23 protein-coding genes are annotated in these 19,805 nt (G+C 41.3%); all 23 read right to left on the reverse strand.

Features of this window, described 5'->3' with window-relative positions; all coding sequences use genetic code 11:
- Positions 1 to 22 precede the first annotated feature (22 nt).
- The 23 genes from EG2_RS06905 to rfbA all read right to left on the reverse strand — a co-directional run bounded on the left by EG2_RS06905 (position 23) and on the right by rfbA (position 19,770).
- Entirely contained in the window at positions 23 to 1,387 is a 1,365-nt protein-coding gene (locus EG2_RS06905; RefSeq protein WP_060814114.1) for a peptidoglycan DD-metalloendopeptidase family protein, read from the reverse strand.
- A gap of 272 nt (positions 1,388 to 1,659) precedes the next feature.
- Positions 1,660 to 2,301, reverse strand: a complete 642-nt coding sequence (locus EG2_RS06910) for an HAD family hydrolase (RefSeq protein WP_060814115.1) — start codon at positions 2,299 to 2,301, stop codon at positions 1,660 to 1,662.
- A 45-nt stretch (positions 2,302 to 2,346) separates the two neighbouring features.
- Positions 2,347 to 3,075: a hypothetical protein gene (locus tag EG2_RS06915; RefSeq protein ID WP_060814116.1), complete on the reverse strand. Its 729-nt coding sequence runs from the start codon at positions 3,073 to 3,075 to the stop codon at positions 2,347 to 2,349.
- A gap of 2 nt (positions 3,076 to 3,077) precedes the next feature.
- On the reverse strand, positions 3,078 to 4,079 hold the full coding sequence (locus EG2_RS06920) for an SIS domain-containing protein (RefSeq protein WP_060814117.1): 1,002 nt from the start codon (positions 4,077 to 4,079) through the stop codon (positions 3,078 to 3,080).
- A 16-nt stretch (positions 4,080 to 4,095) separates the two neighbouring features.
- Positions 4,096 to 4,905 carry a PTS system mannose/fructose/sorbose family transporter subunit IID gene (locus tag EG2_RS06925; protein WP_060814118.1) on the reverse strand — a complete coding sequence of 270 codons (810 nt, stop codon included), beginning with the start codon at positions 4,903 to 4,905 and terminating at the stop codon, positions 4,096 to 4,098.
- Complete coding sequence (locus EG2_RS06930) at positions 4,895 to 5,680, reverse strand: PTS mannose/fructose/sorbose/N-acetylgalactosamine transporter subunit IIC (RefSeq protein ID WP_003126075.1); 786 nt, start codon at positions 5,678 to 5,680, stop codon at positions 4,895 to 4,897. Before EG2_RS06930 ends, EG2_RS06925 begins: the two co-directional genes overlap by 11 nt.
- A gap of 15 nt (positions 5,681 to 5,695) precedes the next feature.
- Positions 5,696 to 6,166 carry a PTS sugar transporter subunit IIB gene (locus EG2_RS06935; RefSeq protein ID WP_002343746.1) on the reverse strand — a complete coding sequence of 157 codons (471 nt, stop codon included), beginning with the start codon at positions 6,164 to 6,166 and terminating at the stop codon, positions 5,696 to 5,698.
- A 14-nt stretch (positions 6,167 to 6,180) separates the two neighbouring features.
- The gene (locus tag EG2_RS06940) at positions 6,181 to 6,600 is read right to left on the reverse strand and encodes a PTS sugar transporter subunit IIA (RefSeq protein WP_060814119.1); all 420 of its coding nucleotides are present in this window, start codon (positions 6,598 to 6,600) and stop codon (positions 6,181 to 6,183) included.
- Positions 6,601 to 6,734: 134 nt separating this feature from the next.
- Complete coding sequence (locus EG2_RS06945) at positions 6,735 to 7,451, reverse strand: GntR family transcriptional regulator (RefSeq protein ID WP_034704258.1); 717 nt, start codon at positions 7,449 to 7,451, stop codon at positions 6,735 to 6,737.
- Between the two features lie 4 nt (positions 7,452 to 7,455).
- Positions 7,456 to 7,917 carry a hypothetical protein gene (locus tag EG2_RS06950; protein ID WP_060814120.1) on the reverse strand — a complete coding sequence of 154 codons (462 nt, stop codon included), beginning with the start codon at positions 7,915 to 7,917 and terminating at the stop codon, positions 7,456 to 7,458.
- A gap of 315 nt (positions 7,918 to 8,232) precedes the next feature.
- Positions 8,233 to 9,075, reverse strand: a complete 843-nt coding sequence (locus EG2_RS06955) for an acyltransferase domain-containing protein (protein ID WP_060814121.1) — start codon at positions 9,073 to 9,075, stop codon at positions 8,233 to 8,235.
- A 480-nt stretch (positions 9,076 to 9,555) separates the two neighbouring features.
- Positions 9,556 to 10,731 carry a UxaA family hydrolase gene (locus EG2_RS06960; protein ID WP_060814122.1) on the reverse strand — a complete coding sequence of 392 codons (1,176 nt, stop codon included), beginning with the start codon at positions 10,729 to 10,731 and terminating at the stop codon, positions 9,556 to 9,558.
- Complete coding sequence (locus tag EG2_RS06965) at positions 10,731 to 11,003, reverse strand: UxaA family hydrolase (protein ID WP_060814123.1); 273 nt, start codon at positions 11,001 to 11,003, stop codon at positions 10,731 to 10,733. The genes EG2_RS06960 and EG2_RS06965 overlap by 1 nt, the downstream gene beginning before the upstream one ends.
- Positions 11,004 to 11,029: 26 nt before the next feature.
- Complete coding sequence (locus EG2_RS06970; protein ID WP_060814124.1) at positions 11,030 to 11,431, reverse strand: PTS sugar transporter subunit IIA; 402 nt, start codon at positions 11,429 to 11,431, stop codon at positions 11,030 to 11,032.
- Complete coding sequence (locus EG2_RS06975; RefSeq protein ID WP_060814125.1) at positions 11,428 to 12,417, reverse strand: D-isomer specific 2-hydroxyacid dehydrogenase family protein; 990 nt, start codon at positions 12,415 to 12,417, stop codon at positions 11,428 to 11,430. Before EG2_RS06975 ends, EG2_RS06970 begins: the two co-directional genes overlap by 4 nt.
- A gap of 11 nt (positions 12,418 to 12,428) precedes the next feature.
- Positions 12,429 to 12,899 (reverse strand): PTS sugar transporter subunit IIB, encoded by a 471-nt coding sequence (locus EG2_RS06980; protein WP_005470998.1) that lies wholly within the window; start codon positions 12,897 to 12,899, stop codon positions 12,429 to 12,431.
- A 21-nt stretch (positions 12,900 to 12,920) separates the two neighbouring features.
- Positions 12,921 to 13,778, reverse strand: a complete 858-nt coding sequence (locus EG2_RS06985) for a PTS system mannose/fructose/sorbose family transporter subunit IID (protein ID WP_003126061.1) — start codon at positions 13,776 to 13,778, stop codon at positions 12,921 to 12,923.
- A complete protein-coding gene (locus EG2_RS06990) occupies positions 13,779 to 14,540 on the reverse strand; it encodes a PTS sugar transporter subunit IIC (RefSeq protein WP_060814126.1) in 762 nt (253 codons plus the stop codon).
- 631 nt (positions 14,541 to 15,171) lie between these two features.
- Positions 15,172 to 16,338 carry a nucleotide sugar dehydrogenase gene (locus EG2_RS06995; protein ID WP_060814127.1) on the reverse strand — a complete coding sequence of 389 codons (1,167 nt, stop codon included), beginning with the start codon at positions 16,336 to 16,338 and terminating at the stop codon, positions 15,172 to 15,174.
- 49 nt (positions 16,339 to 16,387) lie between these two features.
- Positions 16,388 to 17,218 (reverse strand): dTDP-4-dehydrorhamnose reductase, encoded by an 831-nt coding sequence (gene rfbD, locus EG2_RS07000; protein ID WP_060814128.1) that lies wholly within the window; start codon positions 17,216 to 17,218, stop codon positions 16,388 to 16,390.
- A 55-nt stretch (positions 17,219 to 17,273) separates the two neighbouring features.
- Positions 17,274 to 18,302: a dTDP-glucose 4,6-dehydratase gene (gene rfbB, locus EG2_RS07005; RefSeq protein ID WP_060814129.1), complete on the reverse strand. Its 1,029-nt coding sequence runs from the start codon at positions 18,300 to 18,302 to the stop codon at positions 17,274 to 17,276.
- 14 nt (positions 18,303 to 18,316) lie between these two features.
- On the reverse strand, positions 18,317 to 18,898 hold the full coding sequence (gene rfbC, locus EG2_RS07010; protein WP_060814130.1) for a dTDP-4-dehydrorhamnose 3,5-epimerase: 582 nt from the start codon (positions 18,896 to 18,898) through the stop codon (positions 18,317 to 18,319).
- 2 nt (positions 18,899 to 18,900) lie between these two features.
- Positions 18,901 to 19,770: a glucose-1-phosphate thymidylyltransferase RfbA gene (rfbA, locus tag EG2_RS07015; protein WP_060814131.1), complete on the reverse strand. Its 870-nt coding sequence runs from the start codon at positions 19,768 to 19,770 to the stop codon at positions 18,901 to 18,903.
- Positions 19,771 to 19,805: the final 35 nt, after the last annotated feature.

Consider the following 19,805-nt stretch of genomic DNA (forward strand, 5'->3'; position numbering starts at 1 on the left):
TTTTTGCCGCTGCTTTTTTTATTTAGAGGCCTAATTCAGACGCGGGGTCGAAGAAGCCTGACCATAGTCCTGTCGCCATCCCCAAATGTAGATGGACACCAGTCGAATTCCCAGTTGTTCCCATTCCACCAAGGTATTGACGTGCTGTGACACTTTGACCGCTGCTAACAGCAGGCAATGCATTGAAGTGCATATAATAACTATAGATGCCGTTCGGATGCTTTATAATCACATAATTTCCTGTGGACGGACCATAACCGGCTTCTACCACTTTCCCACCTTGAATCGCATAAATCGGTGTTCCACTACTACCAGTAAAGTCGATCCCATTGTGCTGGTTGCCGGAAGAACCCGTTGGATCTGTACGGTATCCAAAACGACTCGAGATATGGACAGAATCGACCGGTAAAGACCAACCGCTTGTTTGATTTCCACTAGCAAGCTCCGGTGTTTCTTGGTCAGTATCTTGATTGGTTTCTTTTTTACTTGTTTCTTCAATGTTGGTCGCTTCTTTGATTGGTGCAGAAGCATTAGCGGATGACGTTGCTTCTGCGGCAGTTTCTTTTGCCGACTCTTTTTCTTGAGAGACCGCTGCTTCAGCGGCTACTTGTTTTTTCGCTAGTTCCTGAGTTTTTTTTGCCTCAGCTTGTGCTTGTTTCTTAGCTTCTGCAGCTAACGCTTCTTCTGCTGCTAATTGTTTCAGTGTTTCTTCCCGTTTCTTTTCAGCAGCCGCTTTTTCTGCTTCCAAGTCAGACTTTTTGCTCTCTTCTTGATTCAGAGACAATCGTAAGTCGGCTAATGCCACGTCCTGATTCAATCGTACATCCGCAAGCTCCCCTTGCTTTTGTTGCAGCTCGCTCGCATGAGTTTCAATTTCGGATAGTTTTTCTTCTAGTTCTTTTTCGAGCTTGATACTTGTCTCGATGTCTTTTTGCTGTTGCTCAACGATACTATTGCTGGCATTCATAATGGTGACAGAAGCAATGGCTCGTTGGATCGCTTCACCTAGTGAGTCAGCATCAAGTAATGTCGTCATCATGGCATTCGAAGGTTCTGAAACTTGAATATCTCTTGCTTGATTCGCCAGTGTTTCTTTCCGTTTGGCGATTTTTTCTTCCAACTCCTTGATTTCAACCGCGATTTTGTTGACCTTTTGCTCTGTGCTGGCCTTTGACGCCAAAATCGAATCCATTTCAGATTCAAGTTGTTGGATCTCCGCTTCCGTCTTTTGTTTGAACGCTTCTATTGAAGCAGATTCCCCTTTGATTTCATTGATTCGCTGGGTTTGTTGTTGAATTTGACGATCGACATCTTCTGCACGTGCAGTTAATGGCAAGCCAATCAACATCAGTGAACTTGCTACTATCAGTTTTTCTAGTTTTTTCATGCTATCTCCTTAATCCAACAGTTCGTTTCTACTAGCATACCGAAATTTCTGATTCTTTTGGGAAGAATCACAAGAAAAACATCTGGTTGCAAAATTCTGACATCTCGTTGCAATCAACTTGTTAGATTCCAACATGAATCGTAAGTTGCTTTTTATTTCTTTTCATGAGGAAAAAAACAGTTGAGAATTTTTTTGCAAAAAAAGGTAGATAAATGCTCAGTCATTGAACATTCATCTACCTCCGTTGGACTTTCATTTGATGATCGACAAAATCAGATGAATCGCCTAGCTGCCAAATCAGCGGCAGCTACTACCATCGCTTCTTCAGGAAAAACCATTCCGGCGGTAAAAGCATTGGGATAAGCCAATACTTTCAAGCCCGCACTTAAAGCGGCCGTCACCCCGGTTGGACTATCCTCCAGTGCAATAACTTCTTCTTCTGACAATGCCAACTGTGCAAGACATTTCTGATATCCCTCAGGAGCTGGCTTGCCTTCCTTCACATCATCCCGAGTTATGATAAGATCAAAAACTGACATCAACTCTTGATGATGAGCAAAGAAATGCATCAATTCTGCTTTCCTTGAATTAGAGACGATCGCTAGCTTCAACTGGTTCTTTTTGCCATACTGGATAACTTCTGCAATGCCTTCCCGCAATGGTACCTCAGGATACTTCGTTTTCTGCGCTTGAGTAAAACATGCTTCAATGGCTTCTACATCGACAGGCTTCCCTAGAGATTTTTCTAAGTGTTGATAAAACACCCCATCTGCTGAACCAATACTTTTTTGGTAGTCTCTTCTTGTATAGGTTACCTGGTAGGTGTCACGAAGGTATTGCTTTACTGCTTGATAAGCAACTTCCTCGGTATCCACAAGCGTACCATCAAAATCAAAAATAATTCCCTTTACCATGTGCTCCCCCATTGAATCTTTTAGAATTGGATCTTAGGTTTCATTTCAATCTACTTCCCGAAACGCAGCGAAATCTTCATAGAACGTCTTGGGCGGTACATCCGACTTTTGCCGCTGCTTGTTAGGGATAAAAGTCGTTCCCGCTACTTCCGTAAAACTAAAATAGTGTTTTTGCCCGGTGGGCTCTTGATGGCATCCAGTTTGTTCCCCAATGTATAAATCATCTACTGAACTGATCGTCTTTGTCGTAATTTGTGATGATACTGAAGCATACAGCTGAATCTCTGAATCGACAATGAACAAATTGGAATGCTCGTCTTGAACGAATTGATCGATCACCGTTGCCAGCGTCGCTAATTTAGAAAAATTATAACGGTGCGGCAGACCAAATCCTAAAAGCAATACTCCGCCTACTACCAATGCAATCGCAATGGACCATAACCACTGCTGCTCACCAATCATTTTTGTGACCGCAAAGATACCTAGAGCCCCGGCTAAAATCAAAGCTATTTTTATCATCCCCAAAACTTTGATATAGCGTAACCGACTTTCTCTTGTCAGATGGTCTTTCCCCCAAGGAAACCATTCTGGTGTCGAGATATCAATGATCAATGTGTAAGTAGCATTTTCTCTGAAGAAGTAGTCTCCTGATTGCTGACAATTTGTAGCTTCAGTTAAATACTTACCGAGCCATTGCCGAAAAGCTTTTTTCTGCTTCTGAGTAAAAATCCGAGGAAAATACAAGCAAAGAAATTCGAACAGTTCTTGTTTCATTTTTAATACGCTACTTTCCGATAATATCTGCGTGTTTTAGCACTTTTTCCAGTTTTTTCTGTATAGACAGTCAATAATAGATCAAAGAAGTGATTCAAAAACCACGGCATCAAAAATTTCTGTGTTTCTTTTGAAAAACGATCCAACCCAAATTCATTTAAATCAACCGTTTTAGCTTGCGTAGAGTGAGAAGCGATAAAGCGTTCCACCCGTTGATCTTGTTCACGATTAGAATCAGCGTTCATAATCAAGTTGACTTGGTAATTCTCGGCAACCATTTCGAAGGGACCATGGAAAAATTCAGAAGAATGGATCGGCTGTGCTTGGATCCATTGAATCTCTTCCAAAATATAGTTACAGAAGCAACAAACTTCACCCCATAAACGTCCAGATGTCACCCACATTTGCGGTTTCGTCACATCGACAGTCGCAATCAGTTGTTGCGCGAAGTCTTTGGCCCCAGCGATGGCTTCTCCGACAAATGTGCCAAGTTGGAGAATTTCTTTTCGCATCTTAACCAGTTTGTCTTGATCCATTTGAGTATAGCACTCAATGAACCAGCCGAACAGAACCAAATGGACATCTGTATCAACAGAGCTCGTTCGGTAATCAAGAATATCCGCTTCATCCAAAAGTGTGTCATCATCACCGATAAACCCATAAATCGTTGTTTCAGGGTAAACTTGATATACTTTACCAAGTGTATCAAGAATCTCTTGCGTAGAACCCGTCTTTGTACCGGCAATAATCAATGTTTGATCATCGATTTGATCAAAATAAAGGCTTAGCAACTCTTCCGGGCTGACAATCAAAAATGGCACAGATAATTTTTCAAACAATAGTGGTCTTAAGCCGACAAATTTGGTGAACGTTCCCCCACAACCCATCAAGAAGATCTTAGTAAATTTCTTTTGCTTCATTTCGTCAGCTGTTTCTTTCACCGCATCTAATTGATCGATCACTTGAGAATAGTTGCTAATAAATTGTTCTTTTACAAATGGCATGAGTTTCTCTCCTTTTCTATACCGCTAAAAATCCGAATACCGCCCCTAAAATACTTACAGCTAGAATCGCCAATAAGATATAGAAGACTTTGACATCCTTTTTCAACAAACGGCAGAATAGGAATGTGATCAGTAACGGCAACAAGGCTGGCATCATCGAATCTAGCAATCCTTGGATCGTTTGCGCATCTTTACCGCTGGTCAATTTCACTGGGATATTGATGATCACCATTGAGGCGACCATCCCACCAATTACGGTATTTCCCAGAATATTGATTGCATAAGTGATATTATCCATCAATCCGCTAGACATCTTGTCAATAAAAGAAACCCCGGCTTTATAGCCCCACATAGTACCGAAATAACGAACGAGAACATTCGGAATGTTAAATACGAGCAGAAACAAAATTGGACCAAGAATACTTCCTTGTTTCGCTAATGAAATCCCGATACCACTGGCAATGATCCGCAAACTTCCCCAGAAGATCGAATCACCGATACCTGAGATTGGACCCATTAATCCAGCTTTCATGGCATTGATAGAAGATTCATCAAAAGAAGGATCATTTGCTTTCTTTTCTTCCATTGAAGCAGCAACACCTGCAATGAATGGAGAAGTCGCTGATGTACAGTTAAAGAATTCCATGTGTCTTTTCATTGCTTTTTTCTGATCTTCTTTGTCTGGATAAAGTTTTTGAATCACGCCGCCCATCGTATAAGCAAACGCTAAACTCATCATCCGTTCATAGTTGAATGAAGCTTCCATCGGCATTGACCGCCAAAAGACGCCCATCAAATCTTTCTTTGCGATTTTTTTAGAAGTCATCGTATTGTTCCTCCCCATCCGTCATCACTTGCCCTTTGTTTTTTTGGATCGCATCAAAAATGATGTACATGATCCCTGCAAAAATAGCGCCAATCATTGCAGTTGCGATCATATCTAATTTCAAGTACGCTGCACAAACGAAACCTAAGAAAAAGAAGGGTGCCACTTTTTTAGAGAAAGTCATATTGATCAACATAGCAAATCCGACAGCAGGCAGAATATTGGTTGCAATATTCATCCCATCAATAAAAGCTTGTGGTATCAATTTCAAAATTTTATCGACTGTACCGCTGCCGATTACATAGGCAACAGTAGTCACGACTGTCATCAATCCAATCCGAGTGAAAGATGCCCATAAATGCATATTGGCCGCTTCTTTGATCTTGCCTTCTTCAATCAAGTGATCAGCTTTATGAGTCATTGCCGGAAAGATCACCACATATAAAATGTTTTTGATGGCTAATCCTAAGGCTGCGATCGGCAAGACAAGTGTCAATGCCACATCGACACCATAACCATTTTTTAAAACAAGTGCGGTAGCCAAGATTCCGCCGATGATTTCATCCGGCGGCACAGTGGCGCCGACCCCCATCAAACCTAGAAAGGCCAATTCTAAGGTCGCACCCATGATCAAGCCTTGGGTCACGTCCCCAAATAATAACCCAACAAATAATCCTGTGACTAAGGGACGGCCAATGAAGGAAGAACCTAGAAAATCCTGCATATTTGCTATTAGTGCAATAATAAAAATACCAATCGTTTGAACAATCATCATCCTTACTCCCTTCGGCTAAACTAACGATCTGAATTCTATATTGGCATCATTGGGTGCTTGTTTAACTAAGATTTCGATGCCAGAATTTTCCAGTTCCGTTAGTTCCTTGATTTCCTCATCTGTGACATAGACTGCTTTCGCAATGTTCTTGCTATCGTCACGCTTTGCGGATAATCCTAAATTGATTTTGTTGATTTCCGGAGTTCCTTTTGCCAATCGGTAGGCATCATGGACATTTTCTACAACGATGAACACATTGTATTTATCTGTGACACCGCTTTTAATTGCAGCAATTGAATCGTCAATGCTTTTAAATATCAATTTCGTATCATTAGGTTTTGCCAAATTCAATGTTTGCTTTCTAAATGAGTCGTTCACTACGTTGTCATTTGCAATCAGAATCGCATTGGCAGATAAATTTTTTGTCCACGCAAATGCTACTTGTCCATGTAATAAACGGTAATCAATTCTTGTCATTTTGATCATGTTGACTCTCTCCCTTAAAATTCGTCTTCATCTGGTTGATCTGGATTAACTTCAATCAATTTGACACCACTTGTAGCGGTTACAATCACTTGCTGGAGCTGTTCCTTGATCTTTGCTGGTTCTGCAGAAAAACTCATTGAAACAATTTCTAATACCAATGGCAAGTTCATCCCTGCAATTAGAAATTGGTTCTCTTTTCCTGCAATTGTTTCAGTGATCACACGGTTGACGCTCCCTCCAAGCAGATCACTGATAAATATGATTGGTTCCTCTGCCATTTCTGAGATCAACGCTGTAAGCTGTGCCGAAAAATCAACCTTCTCATCAACATAGGCGGTGATCGCAGATAGATTTTCTTGCTTCCCCATAATAAATTCAGCCGTATCTTTCATGCCTTGCGCTAAATTAGAATGGCTCGCCAAAACAATTTTCATGTGTCTTCTCCTTTCATCTGTAATCGTTTCCCAATTACTTACAACTAGATAATAGAACCCCTGCGATAGAAAAACAACAAAAAAAAGACCAATTTCTTGAATAGGTCTTTTTTAGCAACCAATTTTAGAACCACTTAATAGTCGGTCTCTACATTGAAGGTTATTTTCTCTGGATTAAAAAAAGATTTTGTATATTCCACCAACTCATTCTGATCAGTATAGCCATAATATTCAATACATAAGACGTATTCTCCAGGCCGCATATTGATTTTGCTGAACTGTTTTTCGTCTTCCACTCGGCTAGCATAAAACTGTTTCTTGAATTTGACAGGTCGCTTATTTTTGTATTCCATATAGTCATAGAGTGAAAAACTACCAAAATCATAGCGATGAGCATCTTTAAATAAACGAAAAGGGAAATAGGCAATTTGCAAGGATACTTTGTCTTCATTAGCCTCCCGCACCCGGATCAATTCAAAAAACTCAAAGTATTCTGGAAAGACAGCCATCAACTCCGGATCATCGTAAACCAGTTTGAAGGATTCAACAAAACTGCTAGACTCCATTCCTTTGATTCGAATCCCTTGTGTCAAAGATAGCGGCGACTCGTCTCCAACCTCAAAACGATTGGAATGTCCCTCATTGGACAGAAAAGTTCCCGCGCCCCGCTTTTTATAAAGAACGCCATCTTCTACCAGGGAACCAATGGCTTTTTTAACTGTCATCCGACTATACCCTAAGATATCTGCCAATTCACGCTCACTCAGGATCTTATCATTTGAACCAAAGTCGCCGCCTTGAATCATCTCAACAATTTTTCTTTTGGCTTCTAAGTACAAAAACTTTCCCATTGTCTCACTCCTCAAACAAATACGCATCTGGATCAGAGATTTCTTCTTCGTAGCGGATGATCGTTTTAGCTTGATCCAAAAAAAAGGTTTTTTCAATCAACACTTGACTGTCTCCAATGATCTGCAGTTGCTGTGCCTCGATTTCATTCGGCCATGACAGGGCAATCTCTTTTCTAATACTAGATACCCCTTTAGACTGGTCTACTAATAATTCTAAATCAGTACTTTTTCTTTCTACCAAATAATCGACTGGTATCCACGATTTCAGCAAAGCAACAGGTTTCTTGCCTTCCTGCAAAAGAAACTCCCGCTGCATAACGTCGCCGATGCGGTCGTCGTTAAACAACACATTATAAAAATTTTTCTTTTCTGCAATCGTCTCTGATGATAACGTTAATTCCAGTCTTTTATCGGCGACTCTTGCGAACGGTGTATGATATTCTCTGATTTTTTTCTTTATTCTCATTGACTTTCCCTTTTCCTTACGCATTAGTTACACGTACTTCGGTTCTATTATACTGAATAATTATTTTTTTTAAAAGATAGTCTTCTAATGACACCATTTCGACACAGAATAAATGTGTCTAGTATAACTTTACTTAGCAGAAAAGACCTGGAATCCCTTTCTGATTTCCAGGTCTTTGCTTTTTTAGTTCTTCAGGAGACTCCTGCTATGGCTCTTCTTTCACTGCAACTATCAAACTAACACGATCATACTCAGTTTCTCTGTAACATTCGCAATCACTTTAGCGACAATCGCCGTCCTTCTGCTTCAAAAAAACTATTTCAATCGTCCTACAGCCGATCCAATCGCATTCCCTGCTAACATCCATGCCTTAGCTGCTTTTTGTAAGGTAGTGTTTTCGGGATACTTACTGACATCTCTGGAAACAGTATTGAAGACCCAGAGCACCCCTTCATTCTTATCTGGTTCTGTCAGTAACAGTTCATAATCATTTCCAAACAAAACCAGGTTGGAAGTTGCTGGCAACCAATCTTTCAATTTTGGTGAAAGCAACCAAGTATCGGTCACGATTGGCGCTGAACAGTATTTTGGAAAATACTGTTCAAAAAATCTTCTTGCTGCTTGATAATTTTTTTGGACTTGTTCATGAACCAGTTTCGCATCTGAAGGGATGTGCACCGAAAGATAGGCTTGTCCTGCCAGTTGCGGTGCTTTGCTCTTATGATCCGCGGCGATCATTTCAAATTCTAGCTGATCGATCCTAAATTCTAATCCGCACAAATACCGCCACGTCCAAAATCCACGATCAAACACATCCTGATTGCCAACTTGTTTCGTTTCCTTTAAGAATCGAGTAAATGCCCTCATCGTAGCCAAATAAATCTCATGAGGAATTTGCAGCGGTTGATAAATATGTTTCCAGCTGATGGTCGCTGCATACAAATGGATCGCCAATTCTTTCATCGACTCCTCTTTGTACAGTTGGGATAACCGCTTGGCTTCTGCTGAAGCTGTTACTGGATCGAGCAATTTATGTATACTAGTAATCATCTCTTGTTCTTGCAGCTCCTCTAAGGCTGCGTTCACTTTCTCTTGGACTAAAACGGGGATTTCAATTAAATCCATCAATTGCTGTAATGGCTCACTGTTAGCTAACATGTTGTTCCTCCTATTATCAACCTGGAATTCTTCTTATTGATCAATGACATCAAAGCTTTTTTTGTAACCGCTTCATCCAATTATAAAAAGTCTAGCGCTAAAATGATACTAAAATGTACCGGTTTATACTAAAATCCTAACCCATTTATTGCTTCAAAGAAGATAGACTCATTTGGGTCGCCTCTCTAGGCAATTTTTTCACGAAGAAATCCATCCTCTATCCGAAAAGGCACTCTCACACATTCCTTCAAGAATATATTCGTAAGAGAGCGCCCTCTGATAGCTGAAACAGCTAACTTTTGGAGGGCGCTAGATCGTTTTCGATAACAGTTCTTTCTTGATTGTCCTTTCTTGATATTTCTTTTTTATTGCAGGAATGACGATTGCTGAAAGTGACAGTTTTTCAAAAGTACGATCGACTTAATAGCAACTGCTAAATCACCTAGATAGGATGTTTAGCAGTATTTAGTTGGGGCTGTTTTATAAATCACAGCCCCAGACTTCATTGTTGCGATAAATCGCTAGCTCCTGAAAGCCTAATTTCTCCGCTGCAGTTCGTTTTCCATTTGCCACTGCGATCATCTCAGAAAGGATTCTTTCGCCACCTTCCTCGATGGACATATCGCCGGTAATGATCGCAGATAACTCAAGATCCATATGTTCGGTCATTCGTTGATACGTCTCAAAATTACCGGTAATCTTGATCATTGGTACGATGGGATTTCCAATGGGCGTGCCTCTCCCCGTTGTAAAGACACAGATTTGGGCGCCGCCAGCCACCATCCCCGTCACAGATTCAATATCGTATCCTGGAGTATCCATGATGATCAACCCTTTTTCAGTGGTAATCTCTCCATATTTGACGACTTGATTGATTGTGGCGTGTCCAGCTTTCATGATTGCGCCTAACGATTTTTCTTCAAGTGTCGTCAAACCACCTTTTTGATTACCAGGTGAAGGATTTGCTCCTCGAATATCCACTTGGAGACGTTCAAATTGTTTTTCGAGACCGCCAATGATAGTCTGAATATCCCGTTTGACTTGTTGGTTTTTGGCACGACGGATCAAGATATGCTCTGTGCCGATCAATTCTGTCGTTTCTCCTAGGATTGATCGACCGCCTGCAGCTACCAAAAGTTCTGTCGCAACTCCCAAAGCAGGATTGACGGATAACCCACTGGTTGCATCACTGCCGCCACAGTTGGTCGCTAAAGTAAGCATCGATAATTCAATAGGTTCCCGCACCAGCTGATCTGCTGCAACAACCAATTTCTCCAATAAAGGAACCATTGTCGCAATCGTTTTTGTTGTACCGCCTTCCTCTTGAATACTAAAAGAGTAAACAGGTTTGTCGGATACTTGTTGGACCCGTACCGCCATTTCATGTGGCTGAATCGTTTCACAGCCTAATCCGACAAAAACTGCTCCATAGACATTAGGATTCAAGACAAATCCTGTCAGCGTTCGTTTAGTGATCTCTACTGCATCTCCTATTTGACCACAGCCTTTTCCAGCTGGGATAAATACTGTTCCTTTGACCTGCTCCGTTATTCGGCGTGCAGTTTCATTGGCACAGCCCACTGTCGCAATGACTAAAATTTTGTTGCGGATTCCATATTGCCCATCGGATCGTTTATAACCCATTATTGGTTTCATTAGACTCTGATGCTCCTCACATTATGTGTATGCACATGTTCTCCTTTGGCAATCGCAGCTGTAGCAATCCCTATCACTTCCCCATATTTGATAATCTTTTCGCCAGATTCAATGACTTTTACAGAAAATTTATGGTAGCTATCAATAGGCTGGGCAATGAGAACCTCATTTAGAGATACTTGATTAACAATCCTAACTGCTGTTTTAGCTGGCGTTGGCTGCAAAACCATGGCGACATTGTCTTCGGGACGCATCATTAATGCCGTATACATAGACTGCCTCACTTTCTTTTTTCAATTCACTCATGATTATCTTGAAAGACAATCGTGTCGATCGCTGTCTGACGCAAATGTGCAACTAATTGCGGCAAAGACAACTGTTCACGTTGCATGATTGCTTCGATCACTAATGGCAGATTGAACCCCGCGATGATTTGATAGTGAATGGCGGCAAAGAATTTCGAATTATAGTAAGCGCAATTGTAAGGCGTCGCTCCAAACATATCAACAAAAACTAGGACCCCATGCCCCCTATCCAACTTGCGACTTTGATTTAAAATTTTTTGACGGAAACTGTCGACCTCTTCATTTTCAGCAAGTGTATCGAACGCCATCTGCTGTGTTTCACCAATGATCATTTGTAACGAATGGACGATCCCTTGGCTGAGTTCGCCATGAGAAATAACTTGAATACCGATCATAACGGCCAACTCCTCTCATTCACCAGATCAAAGGGTTCTAGGTGCGCAAAAAAGCGCTCAATATTCGTCACTACATGATCTCCCATTCCGGCTAAACTTTCAGAAGTATACGCACCGATATGAGGAGTCAATGTGACATTTTCAAAAGCCAGTAATGGATGCGCAGGATCTAACGGTTCCTGACAAAAGACATCGGCAGCATAACCGGAAATTTCTTTTCTAGCCACCGCACGGATCAAAGCAGCTTCATCCACCAATTCCCCACGTGCAGTATTGATTAGCAAGACATTCTGCTTCATTTGATTAAAGGCTGCTTCGGACAGCATCCGTTGGTTTTCATCTGAAAGATTGCAGTGAAGTGTGATGACATCCGCTTCTGACAATAATTCTGGCAAAGATACTTTTTTGCCTCTTGCTTTGTGAATTTCTTCAGCAGACTTATAGGGATCATAAACCAGCACTTGCGTTCCAAAGCCATCATGCAGTATCTCACCGACCTTGGAACCAATATTCCCATAGCCAATTACACCTATTTTGGCATGTTTGAGTTCAAAACTATTACAACTCGACCGCAAGTGCCACTCATCATTTTTGATCAGCCGCTGCCCTTTATTGATCTTACGAAGTTCGTTCATTAACAAAGCAATCGCATGTTCTGCTACCGCTTGCCGTTCGATTGGTCCTAAGACTTTGGTCACCAGTACCTGATTTTCGGTTGCAGCGTTGAGATCCACATTATCGACGCCTAAACCATGACGGCAAAGCAATCCTAGATTTGGTGTATTCTGAAAAAACGTACGATCGAAATTTGGCGTGACACTAGCGATAATGCACTGATAGTCACTGAGTGCCTCAGCCAGTTTTTCCCCTTTAATCGTTGGTTCAAACAGATGAAAGTCCACTTCACCAAATGCCTGCAGTCGTTGGACATGTTCCGGAAAAAACTTGCCAAAACTTTTTGAATTGACTACTGCAATTTTTTTCATCGATGTCCCCCCTAAATCGATTTCTTCGCTGCTTCAGGAACCGTTTGCGCATAAATCTTGATGTCCTTTTCAGCTGATAACTGACGCAATTGTTCCAACTCTGTCTCGGTTAGGGCAACATTTTTGATGAAGAACTCGGCCGCTTGTCTTTTTGGCGTGCCGCCTAGATTCAAACAAGGTAACGGTAACCCCAACTCCAAACACTTGATCGCTGTTGCTACCGTTTTGAACAAAGCAAATACTTTATCTGCACCGAACTGATTGGCTTCCCAAGCTGCCAGCGCTTCCGCTATGCTGTATACCTTCACTTGAAAGCCGTAACGTTTTCCTGAAGCCATATAAATATCCATCGAAAAATCATCGGAACGCACCGCGTCATCGATAATATAAATCGTATTCGCACCCGAAGACTTGGCCCACTTTGTCACGATCTGACCATGAATCAAGCGACTATCTACTCGAGCAAAAGTAATTTTCCCCATTTGTGACACCCTCTTTCTGATTTATAAAATTCCGATCGCTGCCAGCAATCCAACGATAACAGTCAACAATAACATCCCTTTTAGTACATTCAGACCCTTCTTTTCAAAGTAGAAGTACAAGCCCATGACCAGTGAAAGTGGTAAGATGCCTGGCAAGATAGAGTCCAGAATACTCTGTAAAGCAAATTCTCTTTCTGACAGAACAAAAGATAATGAAGATTGAATCGTCACAAACCGTGCCGCCGTCACTCCCATCATGAACATACCAAGAATCGTCAGAGCTTTCATGATTAAATTGGCTCTTGTCCCGGCAATCAGTTCTCGAGCCGCTTGCCTCCCTAACCGATAACTAAAGTGGACAAATGCACGACCATAGAGATACGTCACAACAGAAAAGACGATCCAGGGAATAACCGCACCGAACCACAAACCATCTGCAGCCCAAGGCAGTGCAATCGCAATCAATAGATACTGCAACGTACCATTATTAATGGAATCCCCGATCCCTGCCATTGGCCCCATCAATCCGACTTTCGTTGCTTCGATCAATTCTGTTGAAACGGTCTGTTCAGAGCCTGTTTCTGTCAACTCTTTGGCCCGCTGTTCTTCTAGAGATGCAGTAATCCCAGAAATGGTACTACCGCCCCATATTGCATCAGTATTCCAAAAGGTCAAGTGCCGATTGTAGGCATCCCGCAAGTCTTCAGGATCTTTATAGATTTTTTTAAGCAGAGGCGTCAATGCATACATCAACGCTGGTGCTACTTGTCGCTCATAGGTGCGAGGGATCTCGTTCATCCAGTACCAGCGATTCCAAATCTGGTTCAGTTCCTTTTTAGTCAGTCCATTGTTTTCAGTCGAAGTATTCTCTGCATCCATCTAGGCTGCCTCCTTTGCATTGATCATAATCATGGTGTAAATGCCTGCAGTCACGATACCCAGGACAGCCCAAGTAACCATGGTGATTCCTAAATCTTTCAAAATAATCGTTAAGAAGAATGATAAAAAGAAAAAGAACATATCGGTCTTTTGACCAATGATCCGAATCAAAATAGCGATCCCAACAGCTGCTAACGCACTGGCGACAACATCCAGTATATGAAAGACAACCGTGCCTTCCAATTGTGTCACAACATTAGCTATCGAATCTGCCCCGAAATATAAAGCGATAAACAATACCGGCACATGAGTCAGCATCGTCAATAGGGTTGGCAACAGACCGATTGCAAAAGTAAATTTCTTATCCTCCAGATTATTGACCACCCGATCAATGTATTTGGTTACAAAAGAATTCACGATAATTTTTAATGTATATAAATAACTTCCTAGAATTCCGACGGGAATCGCGATTGCTACTGCCGCTGTCGGCTCTAGATTACCCAAGATAGCGACTGCTGTAGCCACAGTTCCCGAGACAGCCGGTTCTGTTGCCATCTGGCCGCCTGGCGCAATCTGACCCATAGAAATCAATTGGATAGCTGCACCAACCGTTACCCCTTGGGCAACATCTCCCAGAACGACACCGACAAATAAACTCGTCATAAGCGGACTAAACCGCAAATTCAAGCCTGCATACCCGAAAAAGCGGGCTTGAATCAAAGCCACCCAAATTGAGATGATCAACGCCTGGATCACTGACATATTTTTTCCTCCGTTTCTAATTCTATCAATACCAACAGTGAAAAATGAAAGGCGAATAGAAACCAAATCTCGCTTTTTACCTAGGATGAAAGCATTTCTTGATCCGCCAACACAAGCAGCTTCCAATAACGAAACAGCGTCCCATTCCCATGAAAACCACTCGATCAAGAAACAGCAAAAAAGGCATCAGACCAGCGTGTCCAATGCCTTTGACATAGCGAAATAAACCTCAGGAAAAACGTGAAAATTTCAAAAAATTGCACAAAGCGACTAGTAATCGCTGTCAACTTTCGGTAAAATAAACACGTTGGTTCCTTCGGGAAACAACTATGGCAACTTGATTGGTCAGCTCTGTAAAGTGGGTGACTGATCAGGGCTTTCTACAGGTGGGCCAACACCTGTAGAAAGTGCCTTTTTTTATTTGGTTTCTATTCCATTTAATCATATAGAAAGCGTTACCTTTTGGCAAGAGGGAACATATGTTTTCGTTGGATTTTTTTTGAGGGGATTTTTTGGGGAAAGAAAAAGAAGATACGGGGTATCTTCTTAGGGGATGTATTTTCTTAATAGAAAGGAGAAAATTATTTTTTAATCAAAAGTAAGTATTTTTAAAGAAAAAGCTTGTTTCAATCTAATTATCACCAAAGATATCTCTCGTATAAACTTTTTCCTCTACATCTTTAAGTATCTCTTCAAAACGATTGCTGACAATGATATCAGAAACACTTTTGAACTCATCAAAATCTTTGATCACCCTAGAATGAAAGAAATGATCCGCATCAAGAGTCGGTTCATAGACAACCACTTCGATTCCTTTAGCCTTGATCCGTTTCATAATTCCTTGAATCGATGAATACCTGAAATTATCAGAGTTCGCTTTCATCGTCAGTCTATATATACCAACCACATTTGGTTTTTTTGCAAGAATTTGTTCCGCAATAAAATCTTTACGAGTCGTATTGGCTTCAACAATAGCTCCAATTATATTACTTGGCACATCTTCATAATTTGCACGAAGCTGCTTCGTATCTTTTGGTAGACAATAGCCTCCATAACCGAATGAAGGATTATTATAATGGGAACCAATTCTTGGATCTAATCCTACACCTTCAATAATTTGTCGGCTATCTAATCCCCTAGATTCCGCATAAGTATCTAACTCATTAAAGTAAGCCACACGTAAAGCCAAGTAAGTATTTGAAAATAATTTAATCGCTTCTGCTTCCGTTGAATGGGTTAAAAGAACCGTTACATCTTCGTCTAATGCATTTTCTTTAAACATATTAGCCACTTCTTGACCTCGATCAGATACTTCGCCAACGACAATTCTCGAAGGATGTAAGTTGTCGTATAACGCTTTACCTTCTCTTAAAAATTCGGGCGAGAAAATAATGTTCTCCGTATTAAATTTAGCTTTAACATCTAATGTGTATCCAACTGGTACAGTTGACTTGATAATAAACGTTGCGTCTGGACGAATTACTAACGCTTTTTCAATGACATCTTCAACAGTGGATGTATTGAAATAATTTTTCTTTTCATCATAGTCTGTTGGCGTTGCGATGATCAAATAATCTCCAAAGTTGACAGCATCTTCAAAATCTTTTGTGAACTCAACGCTCAAGTCATCCCGTTTTAAAAACTCAAGTACTTCTTTATCTTCTAGAGGAGAAATACCTTGATTTAACATCTCGATTTTTTCTTCTACAATATCATAAGCTTTTACTTGTTCATTTTGTGATAACAATAATGCATTAGCTAGACCAACATAGCCAAGACCAAAAACTGAAATTTTCATTTTTTTCCTCCAATAAGTTTTCGTTTAATAAACCTAGTTTAAAAGATACTTAGGAAAGCATTTGCTTCAATGCTTCTTGCCACGTCGGGATTTCAAAGCCAATTGCTTTAGCTTTTGACAGATCCATCACTGAATATTGCGGTCTTTTGGCTTTTTGCGGGTATTGCTCTGAAGTCACCGGTTTTACTTCGACTGCAGTATCTTTCAAGATCTCTTTCGCAAATTCATACCAGGAACAATGATTGTCGTTTGACAAGTGATAAATCCCGGTAGGTGTTTTTTGATCAATCACATACTTCATAAATTCTGCCAATGTCCGCGTCCAAGTAGGGCGTCCGAATTGATCATTCACTACGGTCAATGTCTCATGATCTTTTGCTAATCGCTGCATCGTGTAAACAAAATTATGACCATATTGCCCAAAGACCCAAGAAGTACGAATGATATAGTAGTCAGTCAATATTTCTTGAACCGCTTGTTCGCCTAATAATTTGGTTCTACCATACTCATTTAGAGGGTTCACTGGATCATCGATACGGTATTCCCCCTCTTTTTTCGTCCCATCAAAGACATAGTCGGTACTGATGTACACGAGGGTAGCTCCCACCTCTTTAGCTGCTTGGGCCACATTTCGGGTTCCCTCAACATTGATTTTTTCGTCTAGCATTTTTCCTTCATCTTCTGCTTGATCAACGGCTGTGTACGCCGCACAGTGAAAAATAACCTTGGGTTTGATTTCTTGGATCTTTGTCATCGTTGCTTTTTCATCCGTAATGTCCATTTCCTGGGAATCAGTTGAGACATATGCAACACCCGTTTCATCCAATAAATGGCGTAATTCGGTACCTAGCTGACCGTTGCCACCAGTAATTAAATACATTTTATTTCGCTTCCTTTCGAAAAAAGCAGGAATCCTCCTGCTTTCATCCTACAGATTATTGTCCTTGTTGGGCATAAGTTTCTTCAACTTGTTCTTTTTCTGCTTGCCACCACGAACGATTGTTTTTATACCATTCAATCGTATCCGCCAGCCCATCTTTAAAGTTGGTAAATTCTGGCGTCCAGCCTAATTCTTCTCTTAATTTTGTTGCATCGATGGCATAGCGCAAATCATGACCAGGACGATCATTGACATGATCATAGGCATCCTTTGATTGCCCCATCAATTCAAGAATCATTTCAATCACTGTTTTATTGTCTTCTTCTCCGTCGGCGCCGATCAAATACGTTTCCCCAATGGTTCCTTTGGTCAAAATTGTCCAGACCGCGGAAGAATGGTCGTTAGTATGAATCCAATCACGCACATTTTTCCCTTCGCCATAAAGCTTGGGGCGAATCCCACTTAATACATTGGTGATTTGTCGAGGGATAAACTTCTCAATGTGTTGATAGGGGCCATAATTATTAGAACAGTTAGAGAGTGTAGCTTGAAGTCCGAAGGACCGAACCCATGCCTTGACCAATAAATCCGATCCCGCTTTTGTCGACGAATAAGGACTGGAAGGATTGTAGGGGGTTTTATCGGTGAACTTCTCGCCAGGTCCTTCCCCATGACCTGGTAAATCTTCCCGCAAAGGAAGATCGCCATACACTTCATCTGTCGAAACATGATGATAGCGAACATGGTGTTTGCGGCAAGCTTCAATCAATGTGTAAGTACCGATCAAATTAGTCTGGACAAAAGGAAAGGGATCTTTTAATGAATTGTCGTTATGAGACTCAGCGGCATAGTGAACCACCGCATCGGTCTGTTGGACCAGCTCATCAACTAATGCCGCATCGGCAATATCGCCTACCACTAATTTCACCCGGTCTTCCGGTAGTCCGGCTAGATTTTCTTTGTTTCCCGCATACGTCAATTTATCCAAAACCGTCACATGAACATCCGGTTGGTGATTGACCACATAATGAACAAAATTGGATCCGATAAAACCAGCTCCGCCGGTCACGATGATTCTTTTCATTTCATGAACACTCCTTAAATTTCTCCGTAAACAAATGGGTTTTCAGCTTCAAATGCTTGTAAGGTTGGGTGGTGTTGATCTTTCTCCGAAAGAATCGCTTGTTCTTTGGCAATCGGCCAATCAATCGCTAGTTCTGGATCATCAAACGCAATACCTGCATCGGCTTGTGCATTGTAATAGTTGTCGCATTTATACAAAAAGTTGACATTCGGTGTCAATGTAACAAAGCCATGGGCAAATCCTTTTGGCACCAACAATTGACGATGGTTGCTTTCCGATAAAATATACCCTTCCCATTGACCATAGGTCGGACTTCCTTTTCGAATATCCACAATTACGTCCAGCACGGCTCCCGTCACGACACGAATCAATTTCGTTTGGGCAGCCTCTCCTTTTTGAAAGTGTAAGCCCCGTAAGACGCCGGCTTCCACTGACAAGGAATGATTGTCTTGCACAAACGCATAGTCTAAGCCTGCGGCTTTGAAATCTTCTTGCGAATAACTTTCGGTAAAGAAGCCCCGGTGATCACCAAAGACTGCTGGTTCAACCAAGACAACATCGGTTAAGTTTGTTTTTGTGATACGTAATTTTCCCATTTTTATTCCTCACTTGCTAGGTGTAATAGATATTGACCATATTGATTTTTCTTTAATGGTTGCGCTAATTCAATCAGTGCTTCACGGCTAATATAGCCCATGCGATAAGCGATTTCTTCTAAACAGGCCACTTTTAGATTTTGCCGTTTTTCAATGGTTTCAATAAATGTCGAAGCTTCTAATAATGACTCATGGGTTCCCGTATCCAACCAGGCAAACCCTCTCCCCATCACTTCCACCGATAGTTTTCCTAATTCAAGGTATCTTTGATTGACATCCGTGATCTCTAACTCGCCACGTTCCGAAGGGGTGATTTGTTTGGCAATCTCAACCACCTCATTGTCATAAAAATAGAGACCTGTTACTGCATAATTGGATTTTGGCATCGCTGGCTTTTCTTCGATGGAGACAGCTTGCATCTGCTCATCAAATTCCACCACGCCAAAACGTTCAGGATCAGTGACGTGATACCCAAATACCGTTGCCCCTTGCCCTTTTTGAGCCGCACGTTGCAGCATTTTGGATAAGCCGCCACCATAGTAGATATTGTCTCCGAGAATCAGACAGACACTGTCATTGCCAATAAATTCTTCGCCAATCAAGAAGGCTTGCGCCAATCCATCTGGGCTTGGTTGTACTGCATATTCCAGATGAATCCCAAGTTCATGACCATCGCCAAATAATTCTTGAAAGCGCGGGGTATCTTGTGGTGTAGAAATAATCAAGATCTCTTTGATTCCTGCTAGCATCAATGTAGACATGGGATAATAGATCATTGGTTTATCATAAATGGGCATTAATTGTTTGGATGTTGCTTTGGTCAGTGGATACAGGCGTGTACCTGATCCGCCTGCTAGAATAATACCTTTCATAAAGATTCTCCGTTCATTTTAGAATAAAGGTAATG

The organism is Enterococcus gallinarum NBRC 100675, assembly GCF_001544275.1.
Lineage (GTDB): Bacteria > Bacillota > Bacilli > Lactobacillales > Enterococcaceae > Enterococcus_D > Enterococcus_D gallinarum.

Coding starts and splice junctions, on each gene's coding strand:
- EG2_RS06905 (WP_060814114.1), bottom strand. CDS start 1,387: ATGAAAAAACTAGAAAAACTGATAGTAGCAAGTTCACTGATGTTGATT.
- EG2_RS06910 (WP_060814115.1), bottom strand. CDS start 2,301: ATGGTAAAGGGAATTATTTTTGATTTTGATGGTACGCTTGTGGATACC.
- EG2_RS06915 (WP_060814116.1), bottom strand. CDS start 3,075: ATGAAACAAGAACTGTTCGAATTTCTTTGCTTGTATTTTCCTCGGATT.
- EG2_RS06920 (WP_060814117.1), bottom strand. CDS start 4,079: ATGCCATTTGTAAAAGAACAATTTATTAGCAACTATTCTCAAGTGATC.
- EG2_RS06925 (WP_060814118.1), bottom strand. CDS start 4,905: ATGACTTCTAAAAAAATCGCAAAGAAAGATTTGATGGGCGTCTTTTGG.
- EG2_RS06930 (WP_003126075.1), bottom strand. CDS start 5,680: ATGATGATTGTTCAAACGATTGGTATTTTTATTATTGCACTAATAGCA.
- EG2_RS06935 (WP_002343746.1), bottom strand. CDS start 6,166: ATGATCAAAATGACAAGAATTGATTACCGTTTATTACATGGACAAGTA.
- EG2_RS06940 (WP_060814119.1), bottom strand. CDS start 6,600: ATGAAAATTGTTTTGGCGAGCCATTCTAATTTAGCGCAAGGCATGAAA.
- EG2_RS06945 (WP_034704258.1), bottom strand. CDS start 7,451: ATGGGAAAGTTTTTGTACTTAGAAGCCAAAAGAAAAATTGTTGAGATG.
- EG2_RS06950 (WP_060814120.1), bottom strand. CDS start 7,917: ATGAGAATAAAGAAAAAAATCAGAGAATATCATACACCGTTCGCAAGA.
- EG2_RS06955 (WP_060814121.1), bottom strand. CDS start 9,075: ATGTTAGCTAACAGTGAGCCATTACAGCAATTGATGGATTTAATTGAA.
- EG2_RS06960 (WP_060814122.1), bottom strand. CDS start 10,731: ATGAAACCAATAATGGGTTATAAACGATCCGATGGGCAATATGGAATC.
- EG2_RS06965 (WP_060814123.1), bottom strand. CDS start 11,003: ATGTATACGGCATTAATGATGCGTCCCGAAGACAATGTCGCCATGGTT.
- EG2_RS06970 (WP_060814124.1), bottom strand. CDS start 11,431: ATGATCGGTATTCAAGTTATTTCTCATGGCGAACTCAGCCAAGGGATC.
- EG2_RS06975 (WP_060814125.1), bottom strand. CDS start 12,417: ATGAAAAAAATTGCAGTAGTCAATTCAAAAAGTTTTGGCAAGTTTTTT.
- EG2_RS06980 (WP_005470998.1), bottom strand. CDS start 12,899: ATGGGGAAAATTACTTTTGCTCGAGTAGATAGTCGCTTGATTCATGGT.
- EG2_RS06985 (WP_003126061.1), bottom strand. CDS start 13,778: ATGGATGCAGAGAATACTTCGACTGAAAACAATGGACTGACTAAAAAG.
- EG2_RS06990 (WP_060814126.1), bottom strand. CDS start 14,540: ATGTCAGTGATCCAGGCGTTGATCATCTCAATTTGGGTGGCTTTGATT.
- EG2_RS06995 (WP_060814127.1), bottom strand. CDS start 16,338: ATGAAAATTTCAGTTTTTGGTCTTGGCTATGTTGGTCTAGCTAATGCA.
- rfbD (WP_060814128.1), bottom strand. CDS start 17,218: ATGTATTTAATTACTGGTGGCAACGGTCAGCTAGGTACCGAATTACGC.
- rfbB (WP_060814129.1), bottom strand. CDS start 18,302: ATGAAAAGAATCATCGTGACCGGCGGAGCTGGTTTTATCGGATCCAAT.
- rfbC (WP_060814130.1), bottom strand. CDS start 18,898: ATGGGAAAATTACGTATCACAAAAACAAACTTAACCGATGTTGTCTTG.
- rfbA (WP_060814131.1), bottom strand. CDS start 19,770: ATGAAAGGTATTATTCTAGCAGGCGGATCAGGTACACGCCTGTATCCA.